This window comes from Rhizobium sp. AQ_MP (assembly GCF_014237835.1).
Classification (GTDB): Bacteria; Pseudomonadota; Alphaproteobacteria; order Rhizobiales; family Rhizobiaceae; genus Allorhizobium.
In genome coordinates this window covers 169214-195503 of sequence record NZ_JACJVI010000001.1, presented here as the reverse complement: position 1 = coordinate 195503, position 26290 = coordinate 169214, and the positions used below count along the sequence as shown (strand labels likewise).

Annotated in this window: 28 protein-coding genes; 17 read left to right on the top strand and 11 right to left on the bottom strand. The window is 63.1% G+C overall.

Going from position 1 to position 26290, the window contains the following annotated elements; genetic code table 11:
• Positions 1-19 precede the first annotated feature (19 nt).
• The 7 genes from H6M51_RS01055 to guaA all read left to right on the top strand — a co-directional run bounded on the left by H6M51_RS01055 (position 20) and on the right by guaA (position 7012).
• The gene (locus tag H6M51_RS01055; protein WP_185808039.1) at positions 20-1546 is read left to right on the top strand and encodes a di-heme oxidoredictase family protein; all 1527 of its coding nucleotides are present in this window, start codon (positions 20-22) and stop codon (positions 1544-1546) included.
• Positions 1546-2652 (top strand): imelysin family protein, encoded by a 1107-nt coding sequence (locus tag H6M51_RS01050; protein WP_185808038.1) that lies wholly within the window; start codon positions 1546-1548, stop codon positions 2650-2652. Before H6M51_RS01055 ends, H6M51_RS01050 begins: the two co-directional genes overlap by 1 nt.
• A 1-nt stretch (position 2653) precedes the next feature.
• Entirely contained in the window at positions 2654-3730 is a 1077-nt protein-coding gene (locus H6M51_RS01045) for a DUF1513 domain-containing protein (RefSeq protein ID WP_185808037.1), read from the top strand.
• 39 nt (positions 3731-3769) lie between these two features.
• Complete coding sequence (locus H6M51_RS01040; RefSeq protein ID WP_407073533.1) at positions 3770-4222, top strand: TspO/MBR family protein; 453 nt, start codon at positions 3770-3772, stop codon at positions 4220-4222.
• A 66-nt stretch (positions 4223-4288) separates the two neighbouring features.
• Positions 4289-4738, top strand: coding sequence for a PaaI family thioesterase (locus H6M51_RS01035; protein ID WP_185808035.1), 450 nt, complete (start codon positions 4289-4291; stop codon positions 4736-4738).
• Positions 4735-5373, top strand: a complete 639-nt coding sequence (locus tag H6M51_RS01030) for a 5'-methylthioadenosine/S-adenosylhomocysteine nucleosidase (protein WP_185808034.1) — start codon at positions 4735-4737, stop codon at positions 5371-5373. The genes H6M51_RS01035 and H6M51_RS01030 overlap by 4 nt, the downstream gene beginning before the upstream one ends.
• A gap of 76 nt (positions 5374-5449) precedes the next feature.
• Positions 5450-7012 (top strand): glutamine-hydrolyzing GMP synthase, encoded by a 1563-nt coding sequence (gene guaA / locus H6M51_RS01025; protein ID WP_185808033.1) that lies wholly within the window; start codon positions 5450-5452, stop codon positions 7010-7012.
• Positions 7013-7081: 69 nt separating this feature from the next.
• Here guaA and H6M51_RS01020 read toward each other — a convergent pair whose 3' ends face one another.
• The gene (locus tag H6M51_RS01020) at positions 7082-7645 is read right to left on the bottom strand and encodes a methylated-DNA--[protein]-cysteine S-methyltransferase (RefSeq protein WP_185808416.1); all 564 of its coding nucleotides are present in this window, start codon (positions 7643-7645) and stop codon (positions 7082-7084) included.
• Positions 7646-7818: 173 nt separating this feature from the next.
• Between H6M51_RS01020 and H6M51_RS01015 the strand changes: the two genes are divergently transcribed.
• From H6M51_RS01015 to H6M51_RS01005, 3 genes are all read left to right on the top strand, one after another.
• Positions 7819-8169, top strand: a complete 351-nt coding sequence (locus H6M51_RS01015; protein ID WP_185808032.1) for an ArsC family reductase — start codon at positions 7819-7821, stop codon at positions 8167-8169.
• Positions 8170-8173: 4 nt separating this feature from the next.
• Positions 8174-8647 carry a Cys-tRNA(Pro) deacylase gene (ybaK, locus tag H6M51_RS01010; RefSeq protein WP_185808031.1) on the top strand — a complete coding sequence of 158 codons (474 nt, stop codon included), beginning with the start codon at positions 8174-8176 and terminating at the stop codon, positions 8645-8647.
• A 350-nt stretch (positions 8648-8997) separates the two neighbouring features.
• Positions 8998-10248 carry an aminopeptidase gene (locus H6M51_RS01005; protein WP_185808030.1) on the top strand — a complete coding sequence of 417 codons (1251 nt, stop codon included), beginning with the start codon at positions 8998-9000 and terminating at the stop codon, positions 10246-10248.
• Between the two features lie 4 nt (positions 10249-10252).
• Here the strand turns inward: H6M51_RS01005 and H6M51_RS01000 are convergent, their stop codons facing one another.
• From H6M51_RS01000 to H6M51_RS00965, 8 genes are all read right to left on the bottom strand, one after another.
• Positions 10253-11371 carry an endonuclease/exonuclease/phosphatase family protein gene (locus tag H6M51_RS01000; RefSeq protein WP_185808029.1) on the bottom strand — a complete coding sequence of 373 codons (1119 nt, stop codon included), beginning with the start codon at positions 11369-11371 and terminating at the stop codon, positions 10253-10255.
• A 111-nt stretch (positions 11372-11482) separates the two neighbouring features.
• Positions 11483-11848, bottom strand: a complete 366-nt coding sequence (locus H6M51_RS00995; protein ID WP_185808028.1) for a hypothetical protein — start codon at positions 11846-11848, stop codon at positions 11483-11485.
• A gap of 194 nt (positions 11849-12042) precedes the next feature.
• On the bottom strand, positions 12043-12423 hold the full coding sequence (locus H6M51_RS00990) for a DUF6481 family protein (protein ID WP_185808027.1): 381 nt from the start codon (positions 12421-12423) through the stop codon (positions 12043-12045).
• Between the two features lie 26 nt (positions 12424-12449).
• Positions 12450-12671 (bottom strand): hypothetical protein, encoded by a 222-nt coding sequence (locus H6M51_RS00985; RefSeq protein ID WP_185808026.1) that lies wholly within the window; start codon positions 12669-12671, stop codon positions 12450-12452.
• Between the two features lie 131 nt (positions 12672-12802).
• Positions 12803-13012, bottom strand: a complete 210-nt coding sequence (locus H6M51_RS00980) for a cold-shock protein (RefSeq protein ID WP_006725042.1) — start codon at positions 13010-13012, stop codon at positions 12803-12805.
• Between the two features lie 245 nt (positions 13013-13257).
• A complete protein-coding gene (locus H6M51_RS00975) occupies positions 13258-13857 on the bottom strand; it encodes an NAD(P)H-dependent oxidoreductase (protein ID WP_185808025.1) in 600 nt (199 codons plus the stop codon).
• Positions 13857-15467 carry an exodeoxyribonuclease VII large subunit gene (gene xseA, locus H6M51_RS00970; RefSeq protein WP_185808024.1) on the bottom strand — a complete coding sequence of 537 codons (1611 nt, stop codon included), beginning with the start codon at positions 15465-15467 and terminating at the stop codon, positions 13857-13859. The genes H6M51_RS00975 and xseA overlap by 1 nt, the downstream gene beginning before the upstream one ends.
• 65 nt (positions 15468-15532) lie before the next feature.
• On the bottom strand, positions 15533-17365 hold the full coding sequence (locus tag H6M51_RS00965; RefSeq protein WP_185808023.1) for a hypothetical protein: 1833 nt from the start codon (positions 17363-17365) through the stop codon (positions 15533-15535).
• A 171-nt stretch (positions 17366-17536) separates the two neighbouring features.
• Between H6M51_RS00965 and H6M51_RS00960 the strand changes: the two genes are divergently transcribed.
• Together H6M51_RS00960 and H6M51_RS00955 are read left to right on the top strand one after the other, a co-directional pair.
• Positions 17537-18574: a glycosyltransferase gene (locus H6M51_RS00960; protein ID WP_185808022.1), complete on the top strand. Its 1038-nt coding sequence runs from the start codon at positions 17537-17539 to the stop codon at positions 18572-18574.
• Positions 18571-18945 (top strand): GtrA family protein, encoded by a 375-nt coding sequence (locus H6M51_RS00955; protein ID WP_185808021.1) that lies wholly within the window; start codon positions 18571-18573, stop codon positions 18943-18945. Before H6M51_RS00960 ends, H6M51_RS00955 begins: the two co-directional genes overlap by 4 nt.
• A 15-nt stretch (positions 18946-18960) precedes the next feature.
• Here H6M51_RS00955 and H6M51_RS00950 read toward each other — a convergent pair whose 3' ends face one another.
• Positions 18961-19947, bottom strand: coding sequence for a Gfo/Idh/MocA family protein (locus tag H6M51_RS00950; RefSeq protein ID WP_185808020.1), 987 nt, complete (start codon positions 19945-19947; stop codon positions 18961-18963).
• A gap of 193 nt (positions 19948-20140) precedes the next feature.
• Here H6M51_RS00950 and H6M51_RS00945 point away from each other — a divergent pair, with 193 nt between their 5' ends.
• From H6M51_RS00945 to H6M51_RS00930, 4 genes are all read left to right on the top strand, one after another.
• The gene (locus H6M51_RS00945) at positions 20141-20701 is read left to right on the top strand and encodes an isochorismatase family protein (RefSeq protein ID WP_185808019.1); all 561 of its coding nucleotides are present in this window, start codon (positions 20141-20143) and stop codon (positions 20699-20701) included.
• A gap of 11 nt (positions 20702-20712) precedes the next feature.
• Positions 20713-21681, top strand: a complete 969-nt coding sequence (locus H6M51_RS00940) for a GlxA family transcriptional regulator (protein ID WP_185808018.1) — start codon at positions 20713-20715, stop codon at positions 21679-21681.
• Between the two features lie 182 nt (positions 21682-21863).
• Positions 21864-22814, top strand: coding sequence for an aldo/keto reductase (locus tag H6M51_RS00935; protein WP_185808017.1), 951 nt, complete (start codon positions 21864-21866; stop codon positions 22812-22814).
• A 2-nt stretch (positions 22815-22816) separates the two neighbouring features.
• Positions 22817-23812 carry an aldo/keto reductase gene (locus H6M51_RS00930; RefSeq protein ID WP_185808016.1) on the top strand — a complete coding sequence of 332 codons (996 nt, stop codon included), beginning with the start codon at positions 22817-22819 and terminating at the stop codon, positions 23810-23812.
• Positions 23813-23820: 8 nt separating this feature from the next.
• Here the strand turns inward: H6M51_RS00930 and H6M51_RS00925 are convergent, their stop codons facing one another.
• Positions 23821-24681 (bottom strand): DMT family transporter, encoded by an 861-nt coding sequence (locus H6M51_RS00925; RefSeq protein ID WP_185808015.1) that lies wholly within the window; start codon positions 24679-24681, stop codon positions 23821-23823.
• Between the two features lie 108 nt (positions 24682-24789).
• On the opposite strand from H6M51_RS00925, the gene H6M51_RS00920 reads away from it, so the two are divergent.
• Positions 24790-26217 carry a PLP-dependent aminotransferase family protein gene (locus H6M51_RS00920; RefSeq protein WP_246780350.1) on the top strand — a complete coding sequence of 476 codons (1428 nt, stop codon included), beginning with the start codon at positions 24790-24792 and terminating at the stop codon, positions 26215-26217.
• Positions 26218-26290 lie beyond the last annotated feature (73 nt).

Here is a 26290-nt window from a genome sequence, read left to right as displayed (position 1 = left end):
GATGCGGCCCGATCCTCCGATGACATCCTCCCGCCTCTTCACGTTGAGCCTTGCGACACTGCTGGTGGTCGCCGCCCAGCCCGGGCTGGCTGCGGCGGATGATGCCCCGCAGCGCGGCGACCTGACGACCAAGGATGCCGCCCGCGTTGCAGCCGTCACCAAGCCGGCAGAGGATTTCAGCAAGGCCGAGGCCTTCGAACTGATGCAGGGGGGTGCGGGCACCTCCACCCATGGCGTCAACCAGGATGCCTTTTCGCAGTTTTCGACCAACATCACCTTTGCCGAAGAGCAGGATTTCAAGCTCGGCAATGCGCTTTTCCGCAAGCTCTGGGTCTCTTCGCCGTCCTCGACCCAGGCCTCCGATGGTCTTGGTCCACTCTACAACGCACGCGCCTGCCAGAGCTGTCACCTGAAGGATGGCCGCGGTCATCCGCCGGAGGGCGATCGTGACCACACTTCGATGTTCTTCCGCCTCGCCCGCCCTGCCGCCACGGCAGAGGAGAAGGCGGAGCTGGAGCGGCTGGAGATCGCCTCCCTGCCCGACCCCGTCTATGGTGGCCAGCTGCAGGACCAGGCCATTCCCGGCATCTCCGCCGAAGGGCGCATGGTCATCACCTATACCGAGGAGCCGGTGACACTGGCCGGCGGCGAGACGGTTATGCTACGACGCCCCAGCTATTCCGTCAGCGACCTGAGTTACGGCCCGCTCGATCCGACGACCGTTCTTTCACCCCGCATTGCCAATCCGATGATCGGGCTCGGCCTGATCGAGGCGATCCCGGAGGAGGATATCCGGGCGCTGGCCGATCCGGACGACCTTGATGGTGACGGGATATCCGGCCGCGCTGCCCGCGCCCGCGACCACCGCACAGGCGAGATCAAGCTCGGCCGCTTCGGCTGGAAAGCGCAGAACGCCTCGGTGCGTGACCAGAGCTCCAGCGCCTTTGCCGGCGATATCGGGATATCGACGCCCGATGATCCCAGGCATTTCGGCGACTGCACGGCGAAGCAGACCGCCTGCCTTGAGGCCGCAACCGGCGTGCAGCCACGTCTCGGCGATACCGAAGGTCCAGCGCCTGTGCTCGATCTCGTGACCTTCTATGCCAAGAACCTCGCTGTGCCGAAGCGCCGCGATGTCGAGGACGCAGAAGTCCTGCGCGGCAAGGAAATCTTCTATGCGAGCGGCTGCATCGCTTGCCACCGGCCGAAATTCGTCACCAGCCGCAAGGCCGAGAACAAGGCACAGGCCTTTCAGCTGATCTGGCCCTATTCCGATTTCCTGTTGCATGACATGGGCGAAGGTTTGGCCGACGGTCAGGCCGTGGGCGATGCCACCGGCCGGGAGTGGCGCACGCCGCCGCTCTGGGGTATCGGTCTCACACCGGTGGTCAGCGGCCACAGCTTCTTCCTGCATGACGGGCGGGCGCGTAACCTGACCGAGGCCATTCTCTGGCATGGCGGCGAGGCAGAAGCCTCCCGCAATGCCTTCGCCGCCGCCACCCCCAAGGACCGCAAGGCCCTGATCACGTTTCTGGAGTCCCTCTGATGCGGTTCGTCGCGTGCCTTGCCCTTCTCTCCACGATGCTGCTGCCCCTGCCCGCGCTGGCGCAGGAATCGAGCCCGGCCGTTGGCGTGCTCGACACCGCCAAGGTGCCGGCCGTGATGGCCCGGGCCGTCGACGGTTTCATCCGCCCCGGTTACCGCCACTTCACCGAAGAGGCTGCGACCATGGAGGAATCCATGGCCATGCTCTGCGAAGCGCCCTCGACCGAGAGCCTGTTGAACGCGCAATCGACCTTCAGCGATCTCGTCGAAGCCTGGTCGCGCATCGAGATCGTTCGGGTCGGCCCTGTGCTCGACGACAACCGCTTCGAGCGCATCCTGTTTTTCCCCGACCGCAAGGGCACGGGGCTGAAGCAGGTTCAGGCAGCCCTCGCCAAGCCTGACCCGAGCGTGACGTCGGTCGAGACGCTGAAGGGCAAGAGCGTTGCCATGCAGGGGCTGGGCGCGCTGGAATTCGTGCTCTTCGGAACTGGCTCGGAAACGCTCACGGCCAACGAAGGCAATTACCGCTGCCAGTATGGCACGGCGATTGCGGCCAACCTTGAGCGCCTCGGTTCGGAACTCTCCTCAGCCTGGGATGCGCCTGATGGTGTCTCTGCCGCCTGGAAGGCGCCAGGCCCCGACAATCCGCTCTACCGCGACGAGGCGGAGGCCGCCAAGGAACTGCTCGGCGTGCTCGTGCATGCGGCCGAGACGATCCGCGATCAGCGCATAGAGCATTTCTACAAGGGCGACCCGAAAAAGGCCCTGCCGCGCCAGGCGATCTACTGGCGCTCGGGCAATACCTTCCGTTCGATCACGGCCAATATCGAGGGACTGCGCGACCTGCTCGACACCTCTGGCATGGCCGAGCTTCTGGCCGAAGACAATCGCTCGGTCGTCTCCTCGACCGATTTCGTGGCCCGCTCCCTGTCGCGCGTCTCCGGCGACATCAAGCCGGATGTGGCGAAGGTCTTCGAGGATCCGGCCCAAATCGCCAAGCTCGACTTCCTGCTGCTCAACAGCCGCGATCTCATCCTCCGCCTCAACAACGATCTCGGCGGCGGCATCGGGCTTGCCGCAGGCTTTTCCTTCTCCGACGGCGACTGAGATGATTGCAACGCCGCTGATCGATCGACGTGCCTTCCTGCGTTCTGCTGGCCTCGCCTTCGTCGCGGGCCTGGCACCACGCGCGGCCTTTGCGCTGGAACGCGCGGATGCCGTCTATGCCAGCGGCCTGAAGCGTGCGGATGGCTCCTTCGCCATCGGGCTTGTCAGCGATGTCGGCAGCTTGATCGACGAAATCGCCCTGCCGGGCCGCATTCACGGGCTCTGCCATAGCCCGGCAAACGGCCTCTCCGTTGCCTTTGCCCGCCGTCCCGGAACGTTTGCTGTCATCTTCGACGCCAAGAAGGCGCTTGAGCCGCGGATCATCGCGGCAGCGGAAGGCCGGCACTTCTTCGGCCACGGCGCCTTTGCGCCCGATGGCCGGCTCTTCTATGCCAGCGAAAACGACTTCGACGCCAATGCCGGGGTCATCGGGATCTATGACTGCCTCACCGGCTTCGAGCGGGTGGGCGAGGTGCCGGCCCATGGCATCGGCACGCATGACATCACCGTCACGGCGGACGGGCTTCTGGTCATCGCCAATGGCGGGATCGAGACACATCCGGATTTCGGCCGCACCAAGCTCAACCTCGACCATATGGAGCCGTCACTTGTTCTGGCCGATGCCCGGACCGGGGCGCTGATCGAGAAGCACACCCTTCCGCCCGATCTCAGGCAGCTCTCCACCCGACATCTCGATGTCGCCGCCGATGGGCGGATCTGGTTTGCCTGCCAGTATGAAGGCCCGCGCACCGATCGACCGCCGCTGGTCGGACATTTCGCCAAGGGCGTTCCCGTCTCCTATGTCCAGCTGCCCGACGAGACGACCGACCGGCTGGGCAATTATGTCGGCGCCATCGCCGTCAACCGCGCGTCAGGCCTCGTCGGCATCGCCTCACCGAAAAACGGGCTGTGGGCGGTGCTCGATAGCAAGGACGGGCGCCTTCTGTCAGAGACAGTGCTCGCGGATGCAGCGGGCATTGCCCCCTCGCCGAAGAGCTTTGCCGTCTCCTCCTATCGCGGCGATTTCCTCGACCGAAAGACCAGGGTGGCCTGGGATCAGCACATCATCCGCCTGTAAACACTGGTCGAACCGGAAGCCAAGCCCTAGATGCCTGCCATGTCAAAAATCCTGAGCTATATTCTCTTCATCGGTTTCGTTGTCGGCGCAGGCCTGCTCTCCGGTCTCACCAATATGCCGGGCGAGTGGTACCAGTCCCTCGAAAAACCGTTCTTCAACCCGCCCTCCTGGCTCTTCGGGCCGGTCTGGACCACGCTTTACGTGATGATCGGCGTGGCCGGTGCCCGGATCTGGCAGCGGGCACCGAAATCGGCGGCCATGCAGCTCTGGTTCGCGCAGGTGGCCTTCAACCTGATGTGGTCGCCCGCCTTCTTCGGTCTGCAGAATCCGGAACTGGCGCTGGTGGTCATTGCCGGCATGCTGGCAACGATCATCGCCTTCATGGTCAAGGCAAGGCCGATCGACGGGATTTCGACCCTGCTCTTCGTGCCCTATCTCGCCTGGGTCGCCTTCGCGAGCGTGCTGAACCTCTCGATCGCCTGGCTGAACTAATTCGCCCGTCTCCGGCTTGCTTGCCCGGAACACCCGTGCCAATTTCGCCGCCGAAGGGGACAAGGCATGGTGGACTACGATCAGGAAGCCGTCGAAACACGGATCCGAAAGAGTTTTGCGCGTCAGGGGGCGATGGAAACGCTGGGAGCGGAGCTTTCGAGCGTCAGCCCCGGCGTGGTCGAGATCGAACTTTCCTATGACCGCAAGCTCACCCAGCAGCACGGCTTTCTGCATGCCGGCGTTATTTCCGCTGCCCTCGATACCGCCTGCAGCTATGCGGCCTATACGGTGACCACGCCAGAGGTCTCGCTGCTCACCATCGAATTCAAGGTGAATCTGATGTCGCCGGGGCGCGGCGAGCGCTTCCTGTTTCGCGGCGAGATCACCAAGCCCGGGTCCAACATCATCGTCGCCGACGGTCGCGGCTATGCGCTGACCGACGGTCCGGCCAAGCTGATTGCCTCAATGACCAGCACGATGATGGTCATCCGCGGCCGCGAGGGGATTTCCGGATGACCTACGAGATGAAGCCGATCGCCGGCAAGAACGTGCTCTTCGTCATGGCGGCGGATGCCGAATACGGCGTCTTCCTGCGCACCCGCATCTCGCCGTTGATGACCGGCGTCGGACCTGTCGAGGCCGCCGTTGTCCTGACCAAGGAACTGGCCCGCCTCTCAAGCCATGACGATCTGCCGGATCTCGTGGTCTCGCTGGGTTCGGCCGGATCCGCGACGCTCGAGCAGGCGGAAGTTTACCAGGTTTCGGCCGTCTCCTATCGCGACATGGATGCCTCTGCCTTCGGTTTCGAGAAGGGCAAGACGCCGTTTCTCGATCTCCCCGTTTCCGTCGAACTGCCGCTGCGCATTCCCGGCATTCCGACAGCAACACTCTCGACCGGGGCGAATGTCGTCTCAGGCGCCGCCTACCAGTCGATCGACGCCGACATGGTCGACATGGAAACCTTCGCCATCCTCAGGGCCTGCCAGAGCTTCAACAGCCCGCTCATCGGCCTGCGCGGCATTTCCGATGGCCGCCACGACGTCAACCACATCGACGACTGGACGCAGTATCTGCACATCATCGACAAGAAGCTGGCGCTGGCGGTCGACAGCCTGCAGACGGCGCTGGAAGACGGCGTCTTCTGGTTCTGAGCAGGCGCACAAAAAATCCAGGTTCTGTGGGTCATCTGCCATTGAAAGATGGCCGCGATTTCTTTAAAGGCTCGCCATGACCCAGACAGCACATCCCGACAGTGTTCTTATCGTCGATTTCGGCAGCCAGGTAACGCAGCTGATCGCCCGCCGCGTTCGTGAATCCGGCGTCTATTGCGAAATCGTCCCCTTCCAGTCCGCCGAAGAAGGCTTCAATCGCCTGAAGCCCAAGGCGATCATCCTGTCGGGAAGCCCTGCTTCCACGCTGGATGAGGGAAGCCCCCGCGCGCCGCAGGTGCTGTTCGACAGTGGTCTTCCGATCTTCGGCATTTGCTATGGCCAGCAGACCATGTGCGCCCAGCTCGGTGGCAAGGTCGAAGGCGGCCATCACCGCGAATTCGGCCGCGCCTTCCTCGATGTCGAGCAGGATTGCGAACTCTTCAACGGTCTCTGGTCGGTCGGCTCCCGCCATCAGGTCTGGATGTCCCATGGCGACCGCGTCACCGCGATCCCGCCGGGCTTCAAGGTGCTTGCCACCTCCGCCAACGCGCCGTTTGCCTTCATCGCCGACGAGGCGCGCAAGTATTACGCCGTGCAGTTCCACCCCGAGGTCGTGCACACGCCCGATGGCGCGAAGCTGATCCAGAACTTCGTCCAGAATGTCGCCGGTGTTAAGGGCGACTGGACCATGCAGGCCTATCGCCAGAAGGCCGTCGAGCAGATCCGCGCCCAGGTCGGCGACAAGCGCGTCATCTGCGCGCTCTCGGGTGGTGTCGACTCCTCCGTGGCAGCGCTCCTGATCCACGAGGCCGTCGGCGACCAGCTGACCTGCATCCTCGTCGACCACGGTCTGATGCGCAAGAACGAGGCAGCCGATGTCGTTGCCATGTTCAAGGAACACTACAACCTGCACCTCATCCATGTGGACGCCGTCGACAAGTTCGTCGGCGAGCTGGAAGGTGTTTCCGACCCGGAAACCAAGCGCAAGATCATCGGCCGCCTGTTCATCGAGACCTTCGAGGAAGAAGCCAAGAAGCTCGGCGGCGCGGATTTCCTCGGCCAGGGCACGCTTTATCCCGACGTCATCGAAAGCGTCTCCTTCACCGGCGGTCCGTCCGTGACGATCAAGAGCCATCACAATGTCGGCGGCCTGCCCGAGCGCATGAAGATGCAGCTCGTTGAACCCTTGCGCGAACTCTTCAAGGACGAAGTGCGCGTGCTTGGCCGTGAGCTTGGCCTGCCCGACAGTTTCATCGGTCGCCACCCCTTCCCGGGTCCGGGCCTTGCCATCCGCTGCCCGGGCGGTGTCACCCGCGAAAAGCTCGACATCCTGCGCGAAGCCGACGCCATCTATCTCGACGAGATCCGCAAGGCCGGCCTCTATGACGCGATCTGGCAGGCCTTCGCCGTGCTGCTTCCGGTCCAGACCGTCGGCGTCATGGGCGACGGCCGCACCTATGAATTCGTCTGCGCGCTGCGCGCCGTCACCTCGGTCGACGGCATGACCGCCGACTTCTACCACTACGACATGGAATTCCTCGGACGGGCTGCCACCCGCATCATCAACGAAGTCCGCGGCATCAACCGCGTCGTCTACGACGTGACGTCGAAGCCGCCGGGCACGATCGAGTGGGAATGAGGCGAACGCCTCAGCCACAGTGAACGAATGAAACGGAGGGCCATCGCCCTCCGTTTTTCTTATGCCCCTTCAGAAGGCGAAGGACTGCTGGGCCGGGGTCGTGTCGGGCAATTGGACACCTTCCAACTCCAGCATGCGCAGCTTGGACTCCGATCCGCCGGGCGCGGAAAAGCCGCCGATCTTTCGTCCTGCCGCGAGAACCCGGTGACATGGGATGATGAGCGGGATGGGGTTCTTGGCCATGGCCTGGCCGACCGTCCAGGCGCCCGCCGGCCCAAGCTGAAGCTCTCCGGCGAGGCCGCCATAGGTCGTCGTGCTGCCCCAGCCGAGACGGCGGGTGGCCAGATAGATCTGGCGAAAGAGGTCCGTCTGGGCGGAAAGGTCGAGGCGCAGGTCGGAGAAGTCGCTGCGTTCGCCTTCGAAGTAGGCTCGCACGCGATCGATGACGACAGCGATTTCGGGGATTGGAGACACGCGCTCTGCCCCCGCGAAACGTCGGCTTATGGCGCGCTCTGCCTGCTCCGTCTCGTCGCCCGGCAGGTGAAAGCCGCAAATTCCTTCATCGCTCCAGGCGATGGCGCAGGTGCCACTCTTCGTATCGAACACCGCATAAGCGTGGTTGGTCGCCATGATCAAGCATCCTCTCCCGACGCTACAGGTTGGCCCGCTCTTTGCGATCGATCAACCCGTTTCATGCAGGGCAAGCACAGACTTTCCAACGGGTGGGCAGCGCGACCAAGCGCTCGGCTTGCCAGCCGTGGGATCGGCTTGCTATCGGTCGGTCACGAACAGGAGACTAGCGGCCCATGGCAATCACCATCTACGGCATCAAGAACTGCGACACGATGAAGAAGGCGCGCACCTGGCTCGAGGAACACAGCGTGGCGCATGACTTCCACGACTACAAGGCCAAGGGCATCGATGCGGCAACCCTCGACAGCTGGATCGGCAAGGTCGGCTGGGAGGTTTTGCTCAACAAGGCCGGCACGACCTTCAAGAAGCTCGACGAGGCGCAGAAAGAGAACCTTGACGCAACCAAGGCCAAGGCGCTGATGCTGGAGCAGCCGTCGATGATCAAGCGGCCGGTGCTCGATGTGGACGGCGCGCTCACGGTCGGCTTCAAGCCGGAGATCTATCAGCAGACCTTCAAGGCCTGACTCCATGGCCAAGACCACCCGCGCCACGCAGTTTCTCGACAAGGCCGGTGTGGCCTATACCACCGCGACCTATGACTACGACCCGAATGCCGAGCGCATCGGGCTGCAGGCGGCGGAAGCGATCGGCGAGCATCCGTCGCGGGTGCTGAAGACGCTGATGGCTGAACTCGATGGCAAGCCGGTCTGTGTCGTCGTGCCCTCCGACAAGGAGGTCTCGATGAAGAAGCTCGCCAGCGCCTTCGGCGGCAAATCGGCGGCGATGATGAAACCGGCCAATGCGGAAAAACTCACCGGCTTCGTGGTCGGCGGTATCAGCCCCTTCGGCCAGAAGAAGCAGGTGCCGACGGCCATCGAGATCTCGGCCATGGACGAGGCGCTCGTCTATATGAATGGCGGGCAGCGCGGCTTGCAGGTGCGGCTCTCGCCGCAGGATGCACTCAAGGCGCTGGGTGCGATTGCGGCGCCGCTCGTTGCCTGACGTCATCCATGCTTTGGCGCCCATGGTCTGGACTTCGCCATCTTTCCCCTTGATACCAAGTGTCGATGATAGGAACCAATAGGATCGGCTCGACCGCCCTTTCTGGCTAGGAGAGGTCCGAAGAGCGATGCTCTCGCATCGGTCAAGGAGCTCGACGACGCCAGAACGGGCGGGAAGCCGACCGAAGGTGGCTTACTTTGGGTCTCTGGCGTTGTTGCGCCGCTTGGCCGATGCGCAAGCATCGCCCGGCGCGCCGCGCCTAGCCAGAGACCCAAAATAAGCCATCCTATAGGTTCCTATCATCAACACTTGGTATAAGTCTGGCGTGACAGCCACAACAGGAATACCCCATGACCCTCCCCGATCTCTCCGCCTCCATTGATCCCGTCAAGCTCGACAAGCTCGCCGAGGTGGCGATCAAGGTTGGGCTGCGATTGCAGAAGGGGCAGGATCTGGTGCTGACCGCACCGCTCATTGCCGTGCCGCTGGTGCGGCTGATCACGGCCCATGCTTACCAAGCGGGTGCCTCGACGGTGACGACCTTCTATTCCGACGAAGAGACAACGCTGGCACGCTATCGCCACGGCCATGACGAAAGCTTCGACCGGGCGCCGAACTGGCTCTATGACGGCATGGCGAAGGCCTATGAGAATGGAGCTGCACGCCTCGCGATCGCCGGCGACAATCCGATGCTGCTTGCCGAGCAAGATCCTGCCAAGGTGGGCCGTGCCAACAAGGCAAACTCGATTGCCTACAAGCCGGCGCTGGAGCATATCTCCAATTTCGACATCAACTGGAATATCTGCTCGTATCCGAACCCCTCCTGGGCGAAGCTCGTCTTCCCGGACATGCCGATCGAAGAGGCCGTGCGCAAACTGGCCGACGCCATCTTCGCCGCCTCGCGCGTCGATCTCGACGATCCGGTCGCGGCCTGGGTCGATCACAATGCGGAACTGAAGAAACGCTCGACCTGGCTGAACGGCGAGCGTTTCTCGGCGTTGCATTTCACCGGCCCCGGCACGGACCTGACGGTTGGCCTCGCAGACGGCCATGAATGGCACGGCGGCGCCTCGACGGCGAAGAACGGCGTGACCTGCAATCCCAACATTCCGACCGAGGAAGTCTTCACCACACCGCATGCGCTGAAAGTGGAGGGCCATGTCTCCTCGACCAAGCCGCTTTCCCATCAGGGCACGCTGATCGATAACATCCAGGTACGCTTCGAAGGCGGACGCATTGTCGAGGCCAAGGCCTCGAAGGGCGAGGCCGTGCTCAACAAGGTGCTCGACACCGACGAGGGCGCGCGGCGTCTCGGCGAGGTGGCGCTGGTGCCGCATTCCTCGCCGATCTCGGCCTCTGGTATCCTGTTCTACAACACCCTCTTCGACGAAAACGCCTCCTGCCACATCGCGCTCGGCCAGTGCTATTCGAAGTGCTTCCTCAATGGCGCCTCGCTCAGCCAGGACCAGATCAAGGCGCAGGGCGGCAATTCCTCGCTGATCCATATCGACTGGATGATCGGATCGGACAAGGTCGATATCGACGGCATCCGGGCCGACGGCTCGAAGGTGCCGGTGATGCGGAAGGGTGAATGGGCCTGAGCACTCAGATGGCGAGATCGACCCAGAGCGCCGCGTGATCAGAGGCCGCATCCTGCGGCCTCTTCAGTTCCTCATAGGTGTCCCAGCGCTTCGGCTTTACCCCCGGCCACATGCCCTTGCGGATCACCCCGCCCTTCTCCACCTTGTCGAATAGCTTGGGAGACATCAGCAGGTAATCGATCTTGTTGCCGGGATTGGAAAGGCCATAGGTGCCTTCATAGCCGCCATTGTCGAAGCTCGGATGATCGAAGGCATCTTTCATGCCACCGTGCTGCAAGAGCGGGCTCAAGGGATCGCTCCCGGGAGTATCGTTTAGGTCGCCGACGACCGCAATATACTCCCAGCCTTCAGCCAGACGCTCCTGCACGATCTCGGCGACACGGGTCGCCTGGGCCTTGCGGCGTCGGTCAGACTCGGCCTTGCCGCCGAAGCCCTTGCTCTTGAAATGGTTGACCATCATCAGCAGCCTGTTACCGCTTGCGGTCGTCACCTCGTATTCGGGGCAATCACGCGAGAAGATGATGCGGTCACTGCCATCGGGCAGACGATCGTCGACATGGCTGCGCATCCGGCCGATCGGGAATTGCTGGCCTGACATCAGACCGACATCGATGCCGCGCTCGTCATTGCCGTCGATCAGCATCACATGGCGAAACGGCGTGCCCTCGACAGACGCGACGATCTCCTCGTTGAAAGCCTTCAGCACCGGCCGGCTTTCGGCCTCGACCACGCCCAGCACGTCCGCCTTCAAATCGCGGATCACGCGCGCCGTGTTGCGCATGGCATGTTCGTTGATGGGTTCATCGCGCAGTTCCAGCGAGCCGACCCAATCGGCACGGCCGGATGCGGTGATCTCGACGCCACCCGTCTTGGGGCGCTTCAGAAGGCCGCCTCGATTGCGGCGCAGGATCACGAAGGGGCCGGTATCACTCTTTTCCATGCCGAGCGCGACGATCAGAGCGGCCATTTTCCGGCGGGCGGTAGAGGAATAGGTGACCTCTCCCAGAAGCGCATTGAGTTCCGCAAACTTTTCGAGGACGGGCCGTCCGTCCTCCCAGGTCTCGAGATTCATCGCCTTGGCGCGATCGAACAGGTTCTCGACGTTATAGACTGCAAGGCGCATTGCTCCCTCCCAGGCTTTTGGACAGGGAGGGAGTCATATCAGAGATTTTTGATGCGCGCATGTCGCGAAGATCGCGGCGCAAAACGCAACCGAAAAGAGCCTAATGTCGCCTCAGCGATAATAGACGATCTTGCCGCCGTTGAAGGCGGTGTCGACCCACAGAACGTTATGGGGAGAGATCCCCCTGACCTTCAGAGCCGCTGCGAGGCTCGGGTCCTCTGTCACGGCCGACTGGGCCAGCCGCATGCTGTTGCCAGTGGGGTAGATGACCTGCATCGGATAGGTGTGGCGGTTGACGCCGCCACGATCGACGTGAATGGCCGTGACGTTACCGTTATACTGCTTGCCGAAGAGAATTTCCCGCGGTGTCCAGTTGCCGACTTCGACATAGCCGGCAGAATTTGGTGCCGCAAAGGCCGGAAGGGCTGGTAAAGCGGCTGCTGCAATCGCGGCGGCAGCCATGATTTTCTTTATCATGATCATACTCCTTTAGGCCGGACGCTTGGGAGCCCGTCCGGCTTCAGTGCCACATGTGGCGATGACGACGATTGTTGTCCAGCATAATCACGTTGGATTGATCAATTGCGCGCAACTTAATTAGCGACGCCTGACGGAGCCAGACCCGCTGACCGTGATGCAGGGGCATTTCGCCCCTTGGAGCGGTGACGCGTTCAGCCCTGACGGGCCTTGCGGGCGGCGTAGCGACGGTCGCGCTCGGCCTTGCGGGCAGCTTCGTCTTCGACAACGCGGGAAATCCGCGACGCTTCCGCCTGCTCGCGGGCTTCCTTTTCGGCGCGGGCTTCGGCGACAAGGGCTTCTTCCCGTGCGCGGGCTTCCTGCTCGGCGCGGAGCTTTTCCTCGGCCTTCAGGCGGTCGCGTTCGGCGTGACGCCTCTCGCGCTCTTCGGCACGGGCGGCACGTTCGGCCTTGCGGGCTTCGCGCTCGGGGTCGGTGGCAGCCTGGGCTGCCTTGTAGGCCTGCAGCAGGGCTGCCTTGGCGTCGGAGGCCGTCGTGCGGCGCTCGGCCAGGCCATGGTCTCTGGTGAATTTCATCGGTGCTCCGATCTCTCGAGTCAGGGTCAGGTCCGGGCGCGCTTGGCGACGAGGGCCGCCGTCGCGCTCTCGCGGGCTTCGCGTTCGCGCGTCAGACGCGCCTCGCGCAGGCGAATGGTCTTTTCATCGCGGGCGGATGCGATCGCATCCTGCTCGTCGATCGCACGACCGCGGGCGAGAAACTGCGACTGCGTCTTGGCAAAAGCGATTTCAGCGGTTTGGCGCGACTTGGTGTGATTTTCGGTCATGATGTCTCCTTTCGGGAGCCTGCCCGTCAGGGCAATAAAAAAGGCCAGGCGAACCGCCTGACCTTCCATGGGATCGTGCCTTCAACAGTGCCAGTACATCCGTGGTCAAAGGAAAGCGGATCCCGGATCTATCAGGCTGCCTGCAGGTTGCAGGCCGACATCTTGCCCGACTTGTTGTCGCGCTCCATGTCGTAAGCCAGCTTCTGGCCTTCAACGATTTCGCGCATGCCCGACCGTTCGACGGCGGAGATGTGCACGAAGGCGTCCGGGCCGCCGTTGTCAGGCTGAATGAAGCCGAAGCCCTTGGTGGAATTGAACCATTTTACTGTGCCAGTGGTCATGTTGAACCCTTTCATAGCGCATAGAGTGCCCCAGCGCGGATGCGCTGTGGAGGTAACGATTTTTGAAAGGAAGGTTCGACAGGGCGCGGGCTGTTCCGCGCGATAACCAAAGCTTAGCAAGCAAACATCGATGACCCCTAGATAGAGGTCTTCCTAATGAAAGTCAACCATCGGTTTTCAATCCGGTTGATTTCTCAATCAAAAGTGTAATTTTAGTCGATGCAACCGGAGTGCCGGTGCATGCATCAGACCGCGCTGATTGCCGCCCGGACCCGGGCCAGGAAGCGCTTGCGCTTGTCCTCTTTCGCACGGTCCATGTCGTGCAGCGACAGCATGCGGAAATCGACGGATTTGGCGCAGAAGGCCGCCACGCCGCGCTTCAGGATGCGCTTCACAGGATTGCCCATGTAGAGATGCACCACCCACCAGGGCGAACCGGTGGAGGTCACGACCCAGAATCTCCTGATATGGGTCATCAGCGGTACGATGCGTCCGCCAGCCTTGTCATGTTCGAAGGCGACGCCGGGCACGAAGATGCGGTCGATGAAGCCCTTCATGATCGCCGGCAGATTGAACCACCATTGCGGAAAGACGAGGATCAGGCCATCGGCGGCCTTCAGCCGGGCGATAATGCCCGAGACGTCTTCAGCCGGCCGATAGCCCGGCTCCAAATAGGCGGCGCGCTCGGCTGGGGAAAGCCGGGGATCGAAATCCTCGGCATAGAGGTCGAGCATATCAACCGTATGGCCTTGATCTTCCAGCGCCTCGACCACTGTTTTTGCAGCGGAAGCTGCGAAGCTTTCCGGCAAGGGATGGGCGAGCACGACCAGGAAGTGCTGGGCCATCAGAAGAGGCTTCCCTGACCGGCCGGCGGCTCGCTCTTGCGAGGCGGCTTTGCGATGCTGGGGGTGCGCGCCGGCTGCGGCGCCGATGGTTCCGGCGGTGAGACGCCCTCACCCGCCACCGCAGCCACGCGGCCATCGGCAAACTCGATCGCGATCGCCTGACCATAGGCCAGTCCATCGGCGCGCGAAACCGGGCGATCATGCTCGTCGCGGATCACGGCATAGCCACGCGCCAGCACGTTCTTGTAGGAGAGCGACTGCAGCACGCGGTCCTGCGAAACCAGCGACTGACGGGCGCGGCGCAGGTCGTTCATCACCGCACTGTCGGCGCGGCGACCAAGGCTTTCCAGCCTGTCCTTCGAGCGCTCGGTCATCGCCTTCAGCCGCGCCGGGACTGCCGTCAGCGTCGCGTCGAAACGCCCGAGCCGCGCCTTGTTGCGCTCGATCAGTCGCTCGATGACGCGTTCGGCCCGCACGGCATTTTCCGTGAGTTTCTGCCTTCGCTCCACCAGCCGGCGCGCCAGCATGTCTGGCGAAAGTTTCGCCGCCGCACGCTCGAAGCTGCGGCGCTTGTTCATGGTGTTGAGTTCGAGGCTGCGCCCGAGACCTGCGGCAGCCTCGTCGAAGCGGCGTCGCGGCAGAGCCAGAAGCTGGTCGAGCGAGGGCAGCGCCCGCACAAGGCTACGCAGGTTCTGGCGGCGATTGTCCATCTGCCGGTTCATTGCGCCGGAAAGCCGGGCGGACAGCGTTGCCACCTGCGCCTCGAGATCGGCCTTCACCGGAACCGCCATTTCGGCCGCGCCCGTCGGCGTGGGCGCACGCACGTCGGCGGCGTAATCAATGAGCGTCCAGTCGGTCTCGTGGCCGACGGCCGAGATCAGCGGGATGGTGCTCGCAGCAGCCGCGCGCACGACCGCCTCGTCATTGAAGCTCCAGAGATCTTCGAGGCTGCCGCCACCGCGGGCGACGATCAGCACGTCGGGCCGCGGGATCGCTCCGCCACGCTCCAGCGTATTGAAACCCTGGATCGCGTTTGCCACCTCGTCGCCGGAGCCTTCGCCCTGCACCTTGACCGGCCAGACCAGCACATGCACCGGGAAACGGTCCGAGATGCGGTGCAGGATATCGCGGATGACCGCACCCGTCGGCGAGGTTACAACGCCGATGACCTTGGGCAGGAAGGGCAAGAGCTGCTTGCGCGCGGGGTCGAACAGGCCTTCCGCCGTAAAGCGCCGCTTACGCTCCTCGATCAGCGCCATCAGCGCACCAGCGCCGGCAGGCTCCATCTGCTCGATGACGATCTGGTATTTCGACGAACCGGGGAAGGTGGTGACCTTGCCGGTCGCGATCACCTCCATGCCCTCTTCCGGGCGGTATTTCAGTTTGGAAAAAGAGCCCTTCCAGATCACCGCATCAATGCGCGCCTTGTCGTCCTTCAGGCTGAAATAGGCATGCCCGGAGGAATGTGGACCGCGATAGCCGGAGATTTCGCCGCGCACGCGAACATGATCGAAGGAGGTTTCGATGGTGCGCTTGATCGAGCCCGAGAGTTCCGAAACGGAAAACTCGGTGAGGTTCGTCGGCGAATCGTTGTCGAAGAAATTGCTCATGCCCCTTCCCTAGCGGAAAATGGCGGCAAGATCAGCCCGACACGCCGATCATCTGCCGCTTTCCCTCAGGGCAGTTCGACGCGGTAGATCTGCATGCCGGAGGGGCCGTCTAAAGCCACAGGCCGAAGATAGGGGGGGACCTCCCCCTTCAACATGCCTGCATAAAGGCCATCGGCCTTGGTCGCGGCAATGTTCTTGGTCTGGAAGAGCTCGGGGCAGAACACCAGAATGGTCGCGCCAGATCCCCGCAGGAAGGCGGAGGCCTCATCCGGCTTGGCAAGGCCGACATGCAGTTCCGTCAACATTCCACCCTCGTTGCGGTGATAGGGTCCGGCGAGCGCCCGATGACGGGTGAAACGCAGGATTTCCGGACCGAGATCTGCGGTCGCTACGACGACACCGTCCGGCAGACGGTTCAGGGCGGCGAAGCCGGCGGGCGTATCGCAGGCCGGCTTGCTCTCTGCCTGTGCGGCTGACGTCTCGGATAGACCTTTCATTCGGTTCATCACGCCCGCTGTGCCCTCGACGAACAGCACACCGAAGAGAGACCAGGCGCTGGGGACCGAGAGAAAGGCCGCGAGGGCAAAAAGCAGGCCCGCACCAAGCTGCGCAGGTTCCTGGCGCGCCTTGAAGCGCAGTTGCCCGATCAGCAGCGCAAGGGGCGGAATGGTCAGCAGATTGGCAAAGATTGCGCCGCGCACCTGGATAAGCGCGATCAGGAAGGAAACGGCGATGAGACCGAGCATGATCGCATGGGCGCGGACACGATCACCATTGAAGATCCGGAAGCTGCAGACGCCCATGGCAAAGAAGGATACCGCATAGAAGCCACCGAAGGCTGCAGGTTCCTTGGCAAGCTGGTCCAGGAATGACTGGGCTTCGATGACGCCGGCAAGCCAGAGCGAATGCAGCAGCGGATCGAGTTCATTCAGCGGATTTTGAAGGCATTGCGGCGCAATGCTGACTGTTCCCAACGCCACCAGCACGCCCGTCCCGCCGATTGCGGCGATGCGATAGCGGATGTCGTGCATGCCCGGCAGCTGCGTGGCGATGAAGAGCGACGCTGTGCCGATACCGACCACGGCGTAGAAACCGACCGAAAGGCTGTCGCAGGTCACCATCGCATAGTGAACCGGCGGGACGGTCGAAAAAAACATGGCTGAGAGGCTGATGACGAGCGCCAGGGAGAAGGAACGGGCCGCCTTGGCATAGGGAGCTCCCTCGATGCCCCAGAGAATACCGACTGTCGCACAGACGGTTGCGACGAGCGGCGTGGTTTCCGCGCCGATTGCAATCGCAAGCGCTGCGGCAACGCCCGCCAGAGCATGGCTTGCTGCTCCGCGCGCAGGATCGAGAAGACCGGCAGCCATTGTTGCGACCAAAACCAGCTGGACGTTGTGATGGTCGATCGACCCGGGCAAAAAGCGATTGCTCGTGATGACGAAGACAGCCGTCAGGAGCAAAGCGATATGCAGCGTCACCTCGTCACCGATCCTGCGAGCGGCGACGGCGATTGCCCCCATCAGTGGCAGAACAAGAAACAAGGGCCAGACGAGCAGCGCCAGCGCCTCGGCCTGATCCATCGGCAGGATCTGTGCGAAAAGCCGTATGAGAAATGCAATCGGCAGGTCGATCAGGCGCGACCAGTGCATCAGTGTGCCGCCGTCCAGCCCTAGCCGGTACTGAGTCACGTCGAACCAGGACTGCCCAGCCAGCAGATCGCGCACCTGTACGAGGCGCATGACATCGTCGTTGTCGGTTCCGACATAGTCGCTCATCGCCGGGATGTTCAGCAGGGCGATCACGGCCATGGCAACGAGGCCATAGACCAGGGGCCAGACCAGCAAGGGTCGCTGAGCAGACGTTCGAGACGCGCCGGGCAGAGTGATGTCGGCCATGCTTCGTCAAACCTCTCTGTCCGTGCGGATCGCTCCCCACCGGCAGGGGATCGTTGGACCATATTTCAAAGACTGATCTTGCCCGAAACCTAGCCTTAACCTTCTCAAGAAATAGTAAAACCAGAGACAGCTTGCCGGCTGTCGGAACCCCAGCGCCTTGAGCAGGTCCCCATGAGCCAGACGGCCACCTCCGCCCTCGACATTGCCGTGCTTCTGCCGTGCTACAACGAGGCCGCAACGATCGGCGACGTCGTCCGCGATTTCCGCGCCGCCCTGCCCGAGGCAAGGATCTATGTCTACGACAATAATTCGACCGATGGCACGGCGCTGAAGGCCATGCTGGCAGGCGCCACCGTCGTGCGCGAACGCCGCCAGGGCAAGGGCCATGTGGTGCGCCGCATGTTCTGCGACATCGATGCCGATATCTACATCATGGCCGACGGCGACGGAACCTATGGCCCCGCAGACGCCGAGGAGTTGATCCGCACACTGATCACCGAGCGCGCCGACATGGTGGTTGGCACGCGCCGTGGGGTCCACGACGATGCCGGCCGCAACGGCCATGCCTTCGGCAACCGGCTGTTCAACCAGCTCTACCGTGTGCTGTTTGGCAATGATTTCACCGACATCCTCTCCGGCTACCGCGCCTTTTCCCGCCGCTATGTGAAGAGCTTCCCGGCCGTTTCCGCCGGCTTCGAAATCGAGACGGAAATGTCGGTGCATGCCTCCCGCCTGAAGCTTCCGGTCTGCGAGATCGAACTCGACTACGGTCGGCGTCCGGAAGGCTCACATTCGAAGCTTTCCACCTTCAAGGATGGCTTCAAGATCCTCTGGATGTTCGCCATGCTGATGAAGGAAACCCGCCCCTTTGCCTTCTTCGGCCTGATCGCCGCCGGCCTGATGGGCGTCAGTCTCGCTGCGATGGCACCCGTTCTCTACGAGTTCTTCACGACCGGCCTCGTCTCGCGCATGCCGACCTGGATAGGCGCCATGGCGCTGATGATGATGTCGTTCCTGTCCTTTACGGCCGCACTCATCCTGGATTCGGTCGCCCGCTCCCGTGCCGAGCAGCTGCGCATCCATTACCTGACCTTGCCTGCGCTCAACACGGCAAAGCTTGCCGTCGAAGCCTCCGCCGAAAACGAAAAGGCACGCCGCGAACGTTCGCCGAAGACGACGGAAAAGGCCCGGTCGTCCCGCGCGGCATGAAGAAGTTCCTGCGCTTCGTGCTTGTCGGCGGGACCGGCTTCGTTGTCGACGCCGCCGTACTCTGGCTTTTCCTGACCTTCACGCCGATCGGCCCGCTTCCCGCCCGCATCGTTGCGATCGCGGTTGCGATGGCAACAACCTGGCTGCTCAACCGCACTTTCACCTTCGGCGCCTCGAAGCGCACGCTGGTGGCCGAAGGCTTCCGCTATGGCTTCATCGGCGTGGTGACGTCGCTGATCAATTACGGGGTCTACGCCCTGCTTCTCATCGGCGCACCGCTGCTCAGCCCTTACGCCGCGCTGGTCTTTGCGTCCATCGCGGCGATGCTGTTTAGCTTTTTCGGCTATTCGCGCTACGTCTTCCGGCGCTAGAGCGAAAGCCGCAGCTTACACCGTTTCCCAGCCGTCCTTCTCGGCTGCGCGATAGATCGCATCGATCAGCTTCTGGTTTGCCTTGGAGCTTTCCAGCGTGACGACCTCACCCTTCGTACCGGCCACCGCGCGGGCAAAGGCTTCCGCCTCCAGCTTGTATTGGCGGCTGTCGGGGAAGCGGAAGATCTGCGAGACATTGTGGCTGCGGTTGGTGAGTTCCACTTCCTCCGCGCCCCAGCGATCGGCGTTGAAGGGCGACTTCACTTCGATGAAGCCATCCGTGCCGTGGAAGACCATCAGCTGGCGGTTGGCCATCTGGGTCGCGACGTAGAAGTTCAGTTCGAAGTCAGCGAAGTCGGCCTTGACGCTTGCATAGATGTCCGTGCCGAATTCCGGATCGCGCTCGATGGTCGACTGGACACGGACCGGTTCCTTGCCCGTGACAAAACGGGTGGTGATCGTCGGATAGACGCCGATATCCGGCAGCGCGCCGCCGCCAAGCTCGGGGATATTGCGCATATTACCAGGGTCGCGGTTGAAATAGGTGAAGGAGCCCTGGACCATCTTCAGCGTGCCGATGGCACCCTGGCTCAGGAGTTCGCGGACCTTCAGCCAGACCGGTGCGTAAGTGACCATGTATGCTTCGGTGATGAGCACCTTGTTGCGCTCGCGGGCCGCGATGATCTCGTCGATTTCGGCGGCCTTCAGCGCGATCGGCTTTTCGCAGAGAACATGTTTGCCGGCATCGGCCGCCTTGATCGCCCATTCGACATGCTGCGAGGTCGGCAGCGGGATGTAAACGGCATCGATGACGTCGGACGCAAGCATTTCCTCGTAGGAGCCGAAGGCATGCGGCACCGAGAAGCGATCGGCCATTTCGCGGGCCTTGGCGAGATCGCGGCTGGCAACCGCCGTCACCACGGCGTTTTCGGCATCCTGGATCGCCGGCACCACAAGTTCGCGACCGATCTTGGCCGTCGACAGAATTCCGAAACGCAGCATCTCAAATCCTCCTCAAAAATGTCGGCGCGGACATTAGGCGAAGCCTCGGCGGGGCGCAACGGGTTGTCAGACAATTGGCCGACCGGATCGAGGGCATGCTTGGCCGAAAATGTCCGGTCTTCGTCCGGACGGCGCATGGTATGCGCATCTGCTGCGCTTATGCTAGACCTCATCGCAACGACAGGAGACAAACATGTCCGCTCAAGACACTGCCCTCATCGTAGTCGACGTCCAGGAGAGCTTCCGCAAGGCGCCCTACTGGGATGCGTCGGAATTGCCGACCTATATTGCCCGCCAGCAGGCGCTGATCGATGGCGCGAAGGCGGCCGGCATGCCGGTGGTCCAGATCTTCCATGTCGACACGGACGAGGCCTTCACGCTTGAAAGCGGGCTGGTTCGTGCGCTCGAAGAGATCAGGATCGCGCCTGACGTCACCTTCCACAAGGGCGTGCATTCGGCGCTTGTCGATACCGGGCTCGAAGCCTGGCTGCGGGAACATGGCATCCGCCGTGTGATCGTTTCCGGCATCCGCACCGAGCAGTGCTGCGAGACGACCACCCGTCACGCCTCCGATCTCGGCTTCGAGGTCGACTTCGTGACCGAGGCAACGTTGACCTTCCCGATGACGCATGCGTCCGGTCGCGTCTTCACGGCCGAGGATATCCGCGTTCGGACTGAGCTGGTTCTTGCCGGTCGGTTTGCCCGGATCACCACGGTCGAGCAGGCGCTTTCACCGCTGTCCAAGGCAGCCTGAAGGCGATCCTCATGGAGATGATCCCGGTCTTCATTCTCGTTCCGCCAGACACGCTGCTGATCGACATTGCCGGTCCGCTGGAAGTGCTGCGCTATGCGAACGGAGAACAGGACCGGGTTCGCTTCGACTACCGCTACATCTCGGCAAAGCCACGGCAGTCAACCTCGATCGGGCTCGTTCTCGACGGGCTCGATCCTCTGCCCGAGATGCTGCCGAAGAACGCGATCCTGGTGATCTCCGGCAGCCTTACCGTCGGCATCGAGGAAATCGCGCGCGACGCGGAGCTCAAAGGGCTGACCCGCTGGCTTGCCCGCGCGGTCAGACCCGATACACGTCTCGTCACCATCTGCTCCGGCGCGCTTCTGGCGGCTGCCGCGGGCCTGATGGAAGGCTTCCAGTGCACCACGCATGCCGAATGCCTGGACGAGCTCAGGGCACTTGCGCCAACGGCATCCGTCCTTGAGAACCGTCTCTATGTCGAGGATGGCAACCGCTTTTCGAGCGCCGGTATCTCCACCGGCATCGACCTCATGCTGCATCTCGTCAGCCGCTTCGCCTCGCCGCAGGCAGCCCTTGCCGCGGCCCGCAAGATGGTCATCTATCTGCGTCGCGGCGGCCAGGACCCGCAGCTGTCGCCCTGGCTTTCGGGACGCAACCACATCCATCCCGCCATTCACCGGGCGCAGGATGCGATCATGGCCGATCCGGCCCGCGATTGGTCGCTGCCGGGGCTCGCCGGTATCGCGCATTTGAGCGAGCGGCACCTGTCGCGACTGTTTCGAGAGCATGTCGGCCAGTCGGTCGTCGACTATGTCAACCTGATGCGGGTGACGCTCGCCCAGGAGCTCCTCAAGCAGAGCCGGCTCGACATGGAGAGCCTGGCGCATCGCGCCGGATTTGCGTCTTCCCGCCACATGCGACGGGTGTTTGCACAACACCACGGCCTCTCCCCGAGTGCCTTTCGCAAAACGGCGGACTGAATGGCTGTGAGAGACTGGAAAGACTGGCGCCATGCCCCATATCGATTTCGCTTTCAGACTTTGGGCCGGAGTGTCGAGACAGCGGTGTTTCAGATCCCATCAATGCTTTTCAATGGTGCCCATGCCTGACGCTTGCTAGCGTCTCTTTCCAGTCCATCCCCTCACGCATCTAAGGCTTTCCCATGCAGAAACGTGCTCTCGGCCGCACCGGCCTTTCGATCGCTCCCGTCGTGCTCGGCGGCAATGTCTTCGGCTGGACCGCCGACGAGAAGACCTCCTTTGAAATTCTCGACCGCTTCTTCGGGGCCGGCTTCAACACGATCGACACGGCCGACATGTATTCGCTCTGGGCCGATGGCAATGTCGGTGGGGAGAGCGAGACGATCATCGGCAACTGGCTGAAGCGCGGTGGCGTGAAGCGTGAAGATGCCGTTATCGTCACTAAGGTCGGCGCCGATCTTGGCGGCAAGAAGCGAGGCCTCAGCGCCTGCCGCATTGCGGAGGCCGTTGAAGACTCGTTGCGCCGTCTGCAGACCGACTATATCGACCTTTATCTCGCCCACTGGCCGGATGCAGAAACCGAGGACGAGGAAAGCCTCGCGGCGTTCGGCAAGCTGAAGGAGGAGGGCAAGGTGCGGGCAATCGGTTGCTCGAACCTCGATGCCGAACAGCTGCAGGCGACCTTCGATGCGGCAGCCAAGGTCGGCGTCGGGCGCTATGACGTCATCCAGCCGGAATACAATCTCTACACCCGCTCGAAATTCGAGGGGGATCTCGCGAACCTTTGCCAGCGCGAAGAGATCGGTGTGATCACCTACTATGCGCTCGCCTCTGGTTTCCTCACCGGCAAGTACCGCAGTGCGGCCGATACCGAGGGCAAGGCGCGCGGCGAGGATATGGAACCCTATCTCAACACCCGCGGCTTCCACATTCTCGGCGCCCTCGACCAGGTGGCTGCCGAAACAGGCACAAGTCCTGCGACCGTCGCGATCGCCTGGATTGCCGCGCAACCCGGGGTCACCGCTCCGATCGCATCCGCCACCAGTCTGCGCCAGCTCGACAGCCTGATCGCCGCCGGCAAGCTGGAGCTTACGAAAGCCCAGATGGACCAACTCAACCAAGCCGGAGCATGATCATGAAGACCCGCAAACTCGGCACGCTTACCACATCTTCCATCGGCCTCGGTTGCATGGGCATGAGCCATGCCTATGGCACCAATATCGACGAGGCGACGGCGCAAAAGCTGTTCGACCATGCGGTCGAGCACGGCGTGACCTTCTTCGATACGGCGGAGGTCTATGGTCCCTTCACCAACGAGGAGCTGGTCGGCAAGGGCCTGAAGCGGCATCGCGACAAGGTGGTGATCGCCACCAAATTCGGCTTCACCATCGGCGACGAGGCCAAGGCCGCGCGTCCGTCCGGTCTCGACAGCCGACCGGAGCATCTGCGCGCGGTCGCAGAGTCCTCGCTGAAGCGGCTGGGTGTCGAGGTCATCGACCTCTTCTATCAGCACCGCGTCGATCCGGATGTTGCGATCGAAGAGACCGTCGGCGCGATGGCCGAGCTCGTGAAGGAAGGTAAGGTCAAGGCGCTCGGTCTGTCGGAGGCCAGTGCCGCGACGCTACGCCGGGCGCATGCCGTGCATCCGATCTCCGCCATCCAGAGTGAGTATTCGCTCTGGACCCGCGACCCCGAGACCAACGGCGTCCTCGAAACCTGCCGCGAACTCGGCATCGGCTTCGTGCCCTTCTCGCCGCTCGGTCGCGGCATGCTGACCGGGGCGCTCAAGGACCTCTCCAAGCTCGGCAAGGACGATTTCCGCCGGGGCCTGCCGCGCTTCGACCAGGAGAATTTCGACGCCAATCTGGCGCTGGTCACGGCACTTGAAAGCATGGCGGCGGAGAAGGGTGTGACACCCGGCCAGCTGGCGCTCGCCTGGGTTCTCGCCCAGGGCGACTTCATCGTGCCGATCCCCGGCACGACGAAGATCGCCAATCTCGACAGCAATATCGATGCGACCGGGATCACGCTCTCGACCGAGGATCTTGCCGCGTTGTCGAATGCTGTTTCACCCGACAAGGTGGCCGGCGCGCGCTACAACGAGGCCATGGCCAAGATGGCGGGACGCTGAGACACCCCTTACGCAAAGCGCCGGCTGCCCGCCACGCAGAGCACCACCAGCAAGGCTGTCGCCAGCATGGGAAGGCTCACCTTCTCATGCAGCAGCCCTGCGGCCAGCACGAAGCCGAGGAAGGGCTGCAGCAGCTGCAGCTGACCGACCGAGGCAATGCCGCCGAGCGCCAGGCCGCGATACCAGAAGATGAAGCCGATCATCATGCTGAACAGCGAAACGTAAGCAAGAGCCAACCAGCCGGATGTCGAAACGGTGCCGAGATCCTCCGGCAGGGTCCAGAGTGCCAGCGGCAGCATCACCGGCAGCGACAGCACCAGAGCCCAGCTGATCACCTGCCAGCCACCCAGCCGACGCGACAGCCGCGCGCCTTCGGCATAACCCAGACCACAGGCAAGCACTGCGGCGATCATCAGCCCGGCACCGGCCACGGCCATGTCCGCCGTGGTCGACAGCGCAAAACCGGCGACCAGGGCTGCCCCGGTCACGGAGAACATCCAAAAGACGGCCGAGGGCCGCTCACCCGCCCGCAACACGCCGAACAGCGCCGTGCAGAGCGGCAGCAGACCGATGAAGACGATAGACTGGGCGGACGTAATGCTCTGCAGCGCCAGTGCCGTCAGCAGCGGGAAGCCGACAACGACCCCGAGCGCTACGACTGCGAGCGGAAGAAGGTCGCTGCCCAAGGGCCGTTTCTGGCGGAGAAAAACCAGCAGGACGGCGCCCAACCCCGCCGCGATCACGGCACGCGCCGAGGTCAGGAACAGCGGGGCGAAATCAGCCAAGCCCACGCGCGTTGCCGGCAGCGAGCCGCTGAAGATCAGCACGCCGATGAAACCGCTGGCCCAGGCCTTCCAAGACGTCGTCATTCTTATCTCCTTCTTTCCTGCCCTCCCCTATCGCGCGAGGAGGCTGGCGCATCCAGAAACGGAGCGATACAATCTGGCCAAACTGTACTGATGACAAAGGCCATACAAATGAACGAGCGCGTTCAACCACCGGAGCTGCCGGCCACGCGGACGGCGCAGGTCATGGCCGATATTCGCGGCCGCATCGGCTCTGGCAAACTTGTGCCCAATGATCGGCTGCCCTCGATCCGCCGGCTGGCCATAGAGCTCTCGGTCTCACCCTCCACCGTCGTCGAGGCCTATGACCGGCTGGCGGCGGAAGGCCTGATCCGTCCCCGCCCCGGTTCCGGCTTCTTCGTCACGGAGGCCGGTCGCACGCCTGCACCCCTCGTCCGGCTGGAGCCGCCGCGTGCGATGGAGGTCGATCCCTTCTGGGTGGCGCGCCAGGCGCTCGATGCCGATCCCGGCACATCGAAGCCCGGCTGCGGCTGGCTGCCACCGGACTGGATGCCGACCGCCCTCCTGCATGCCGGCCTGCGCAACGTGCTTCGCCAGGCGACAAGCCTCACCACCGATTACGGCCCCTCGCGGGGCAGTGCGGCGCTCAGGCGTTTCGTCGAGACGCGGCTGCGTCAGCAGTCGATGACGCTGTCCGAGGATCAGGTCCTGCTTGCCGGTTCCGCCACCCAGGCGCTCGATCTCATCTGCCGGCTGTTGCTTCGCCCCGGTGACCGCGTCATCGTCGACGATCCCTGCTACTTCAATTTCCAGACGCTGCTGCGCGCCCATCAAGCGGTCGCAATCCCCGTGCCCTATACGGAAAACGGCCCCGACATCGCCGCCTTCGAGGCCGCCGTCGCCCGCGAGGCACCGCGGCTTTATCTCACCAATTCCGGCCTGCACAATCCGACCGGTGCGACGCTCTCGCCGCAGATTGCCTTCCGGCTGCTCGGCATCATCACGCGTGCGGATATGCTGGTCGTTGAGGACGACATCTTCTCAGATTTCGAGCCGGAGCCGGCGATCACGCTCGCCACGCTCGACGGGCTTTCTCGCGTCATCCGTATCGGCAGCTTTTCCAAGACGATCTCAGCCTCGCTGCGCACCGGCTTCATCGCCGCCGATCCCGAGCGCATCCGGCTGTTGACCGACCTGCAGGTCGCGATCCAGTTCGGCGGCCCGAGCCAGGTGGCGACCGAGGCGATCCATGGCGTGCTGTCGAGCGGCGGCTATCGCAAGCATCTCGACCAGTTGCACCGGCGTCTCGACACGGAACGGCGCGCGGTCGCCACCCGGCTTGGGGAGCTCGGCATCTGCCCCGTGCTCATGCCCCGTGGCGGTCCCTATCTCTGGTGCCGCATGCCCGATGGCGTCAGCTCGACCGCGCTCGCCCAGGCCGCCCTGCCCCAGGGCGTGGTGCTGGCGCCCGGCAATGTCTTCAGCCCCTCGCTGTCGGCCGACGGCTTCATGCGCTTCAATGTCGCGCATATGGGTGACGCACGGCCGTTCAGGGTGATGGAACGCGTCCTGAAGGAGATCGGATTAGGCAGAACCTGAACACGGAAGCGGGACTGACGATAACATGAGAAAATTAATCTTGTTTCAGTGCCCGTTTGCGGTTAGGTGGCGC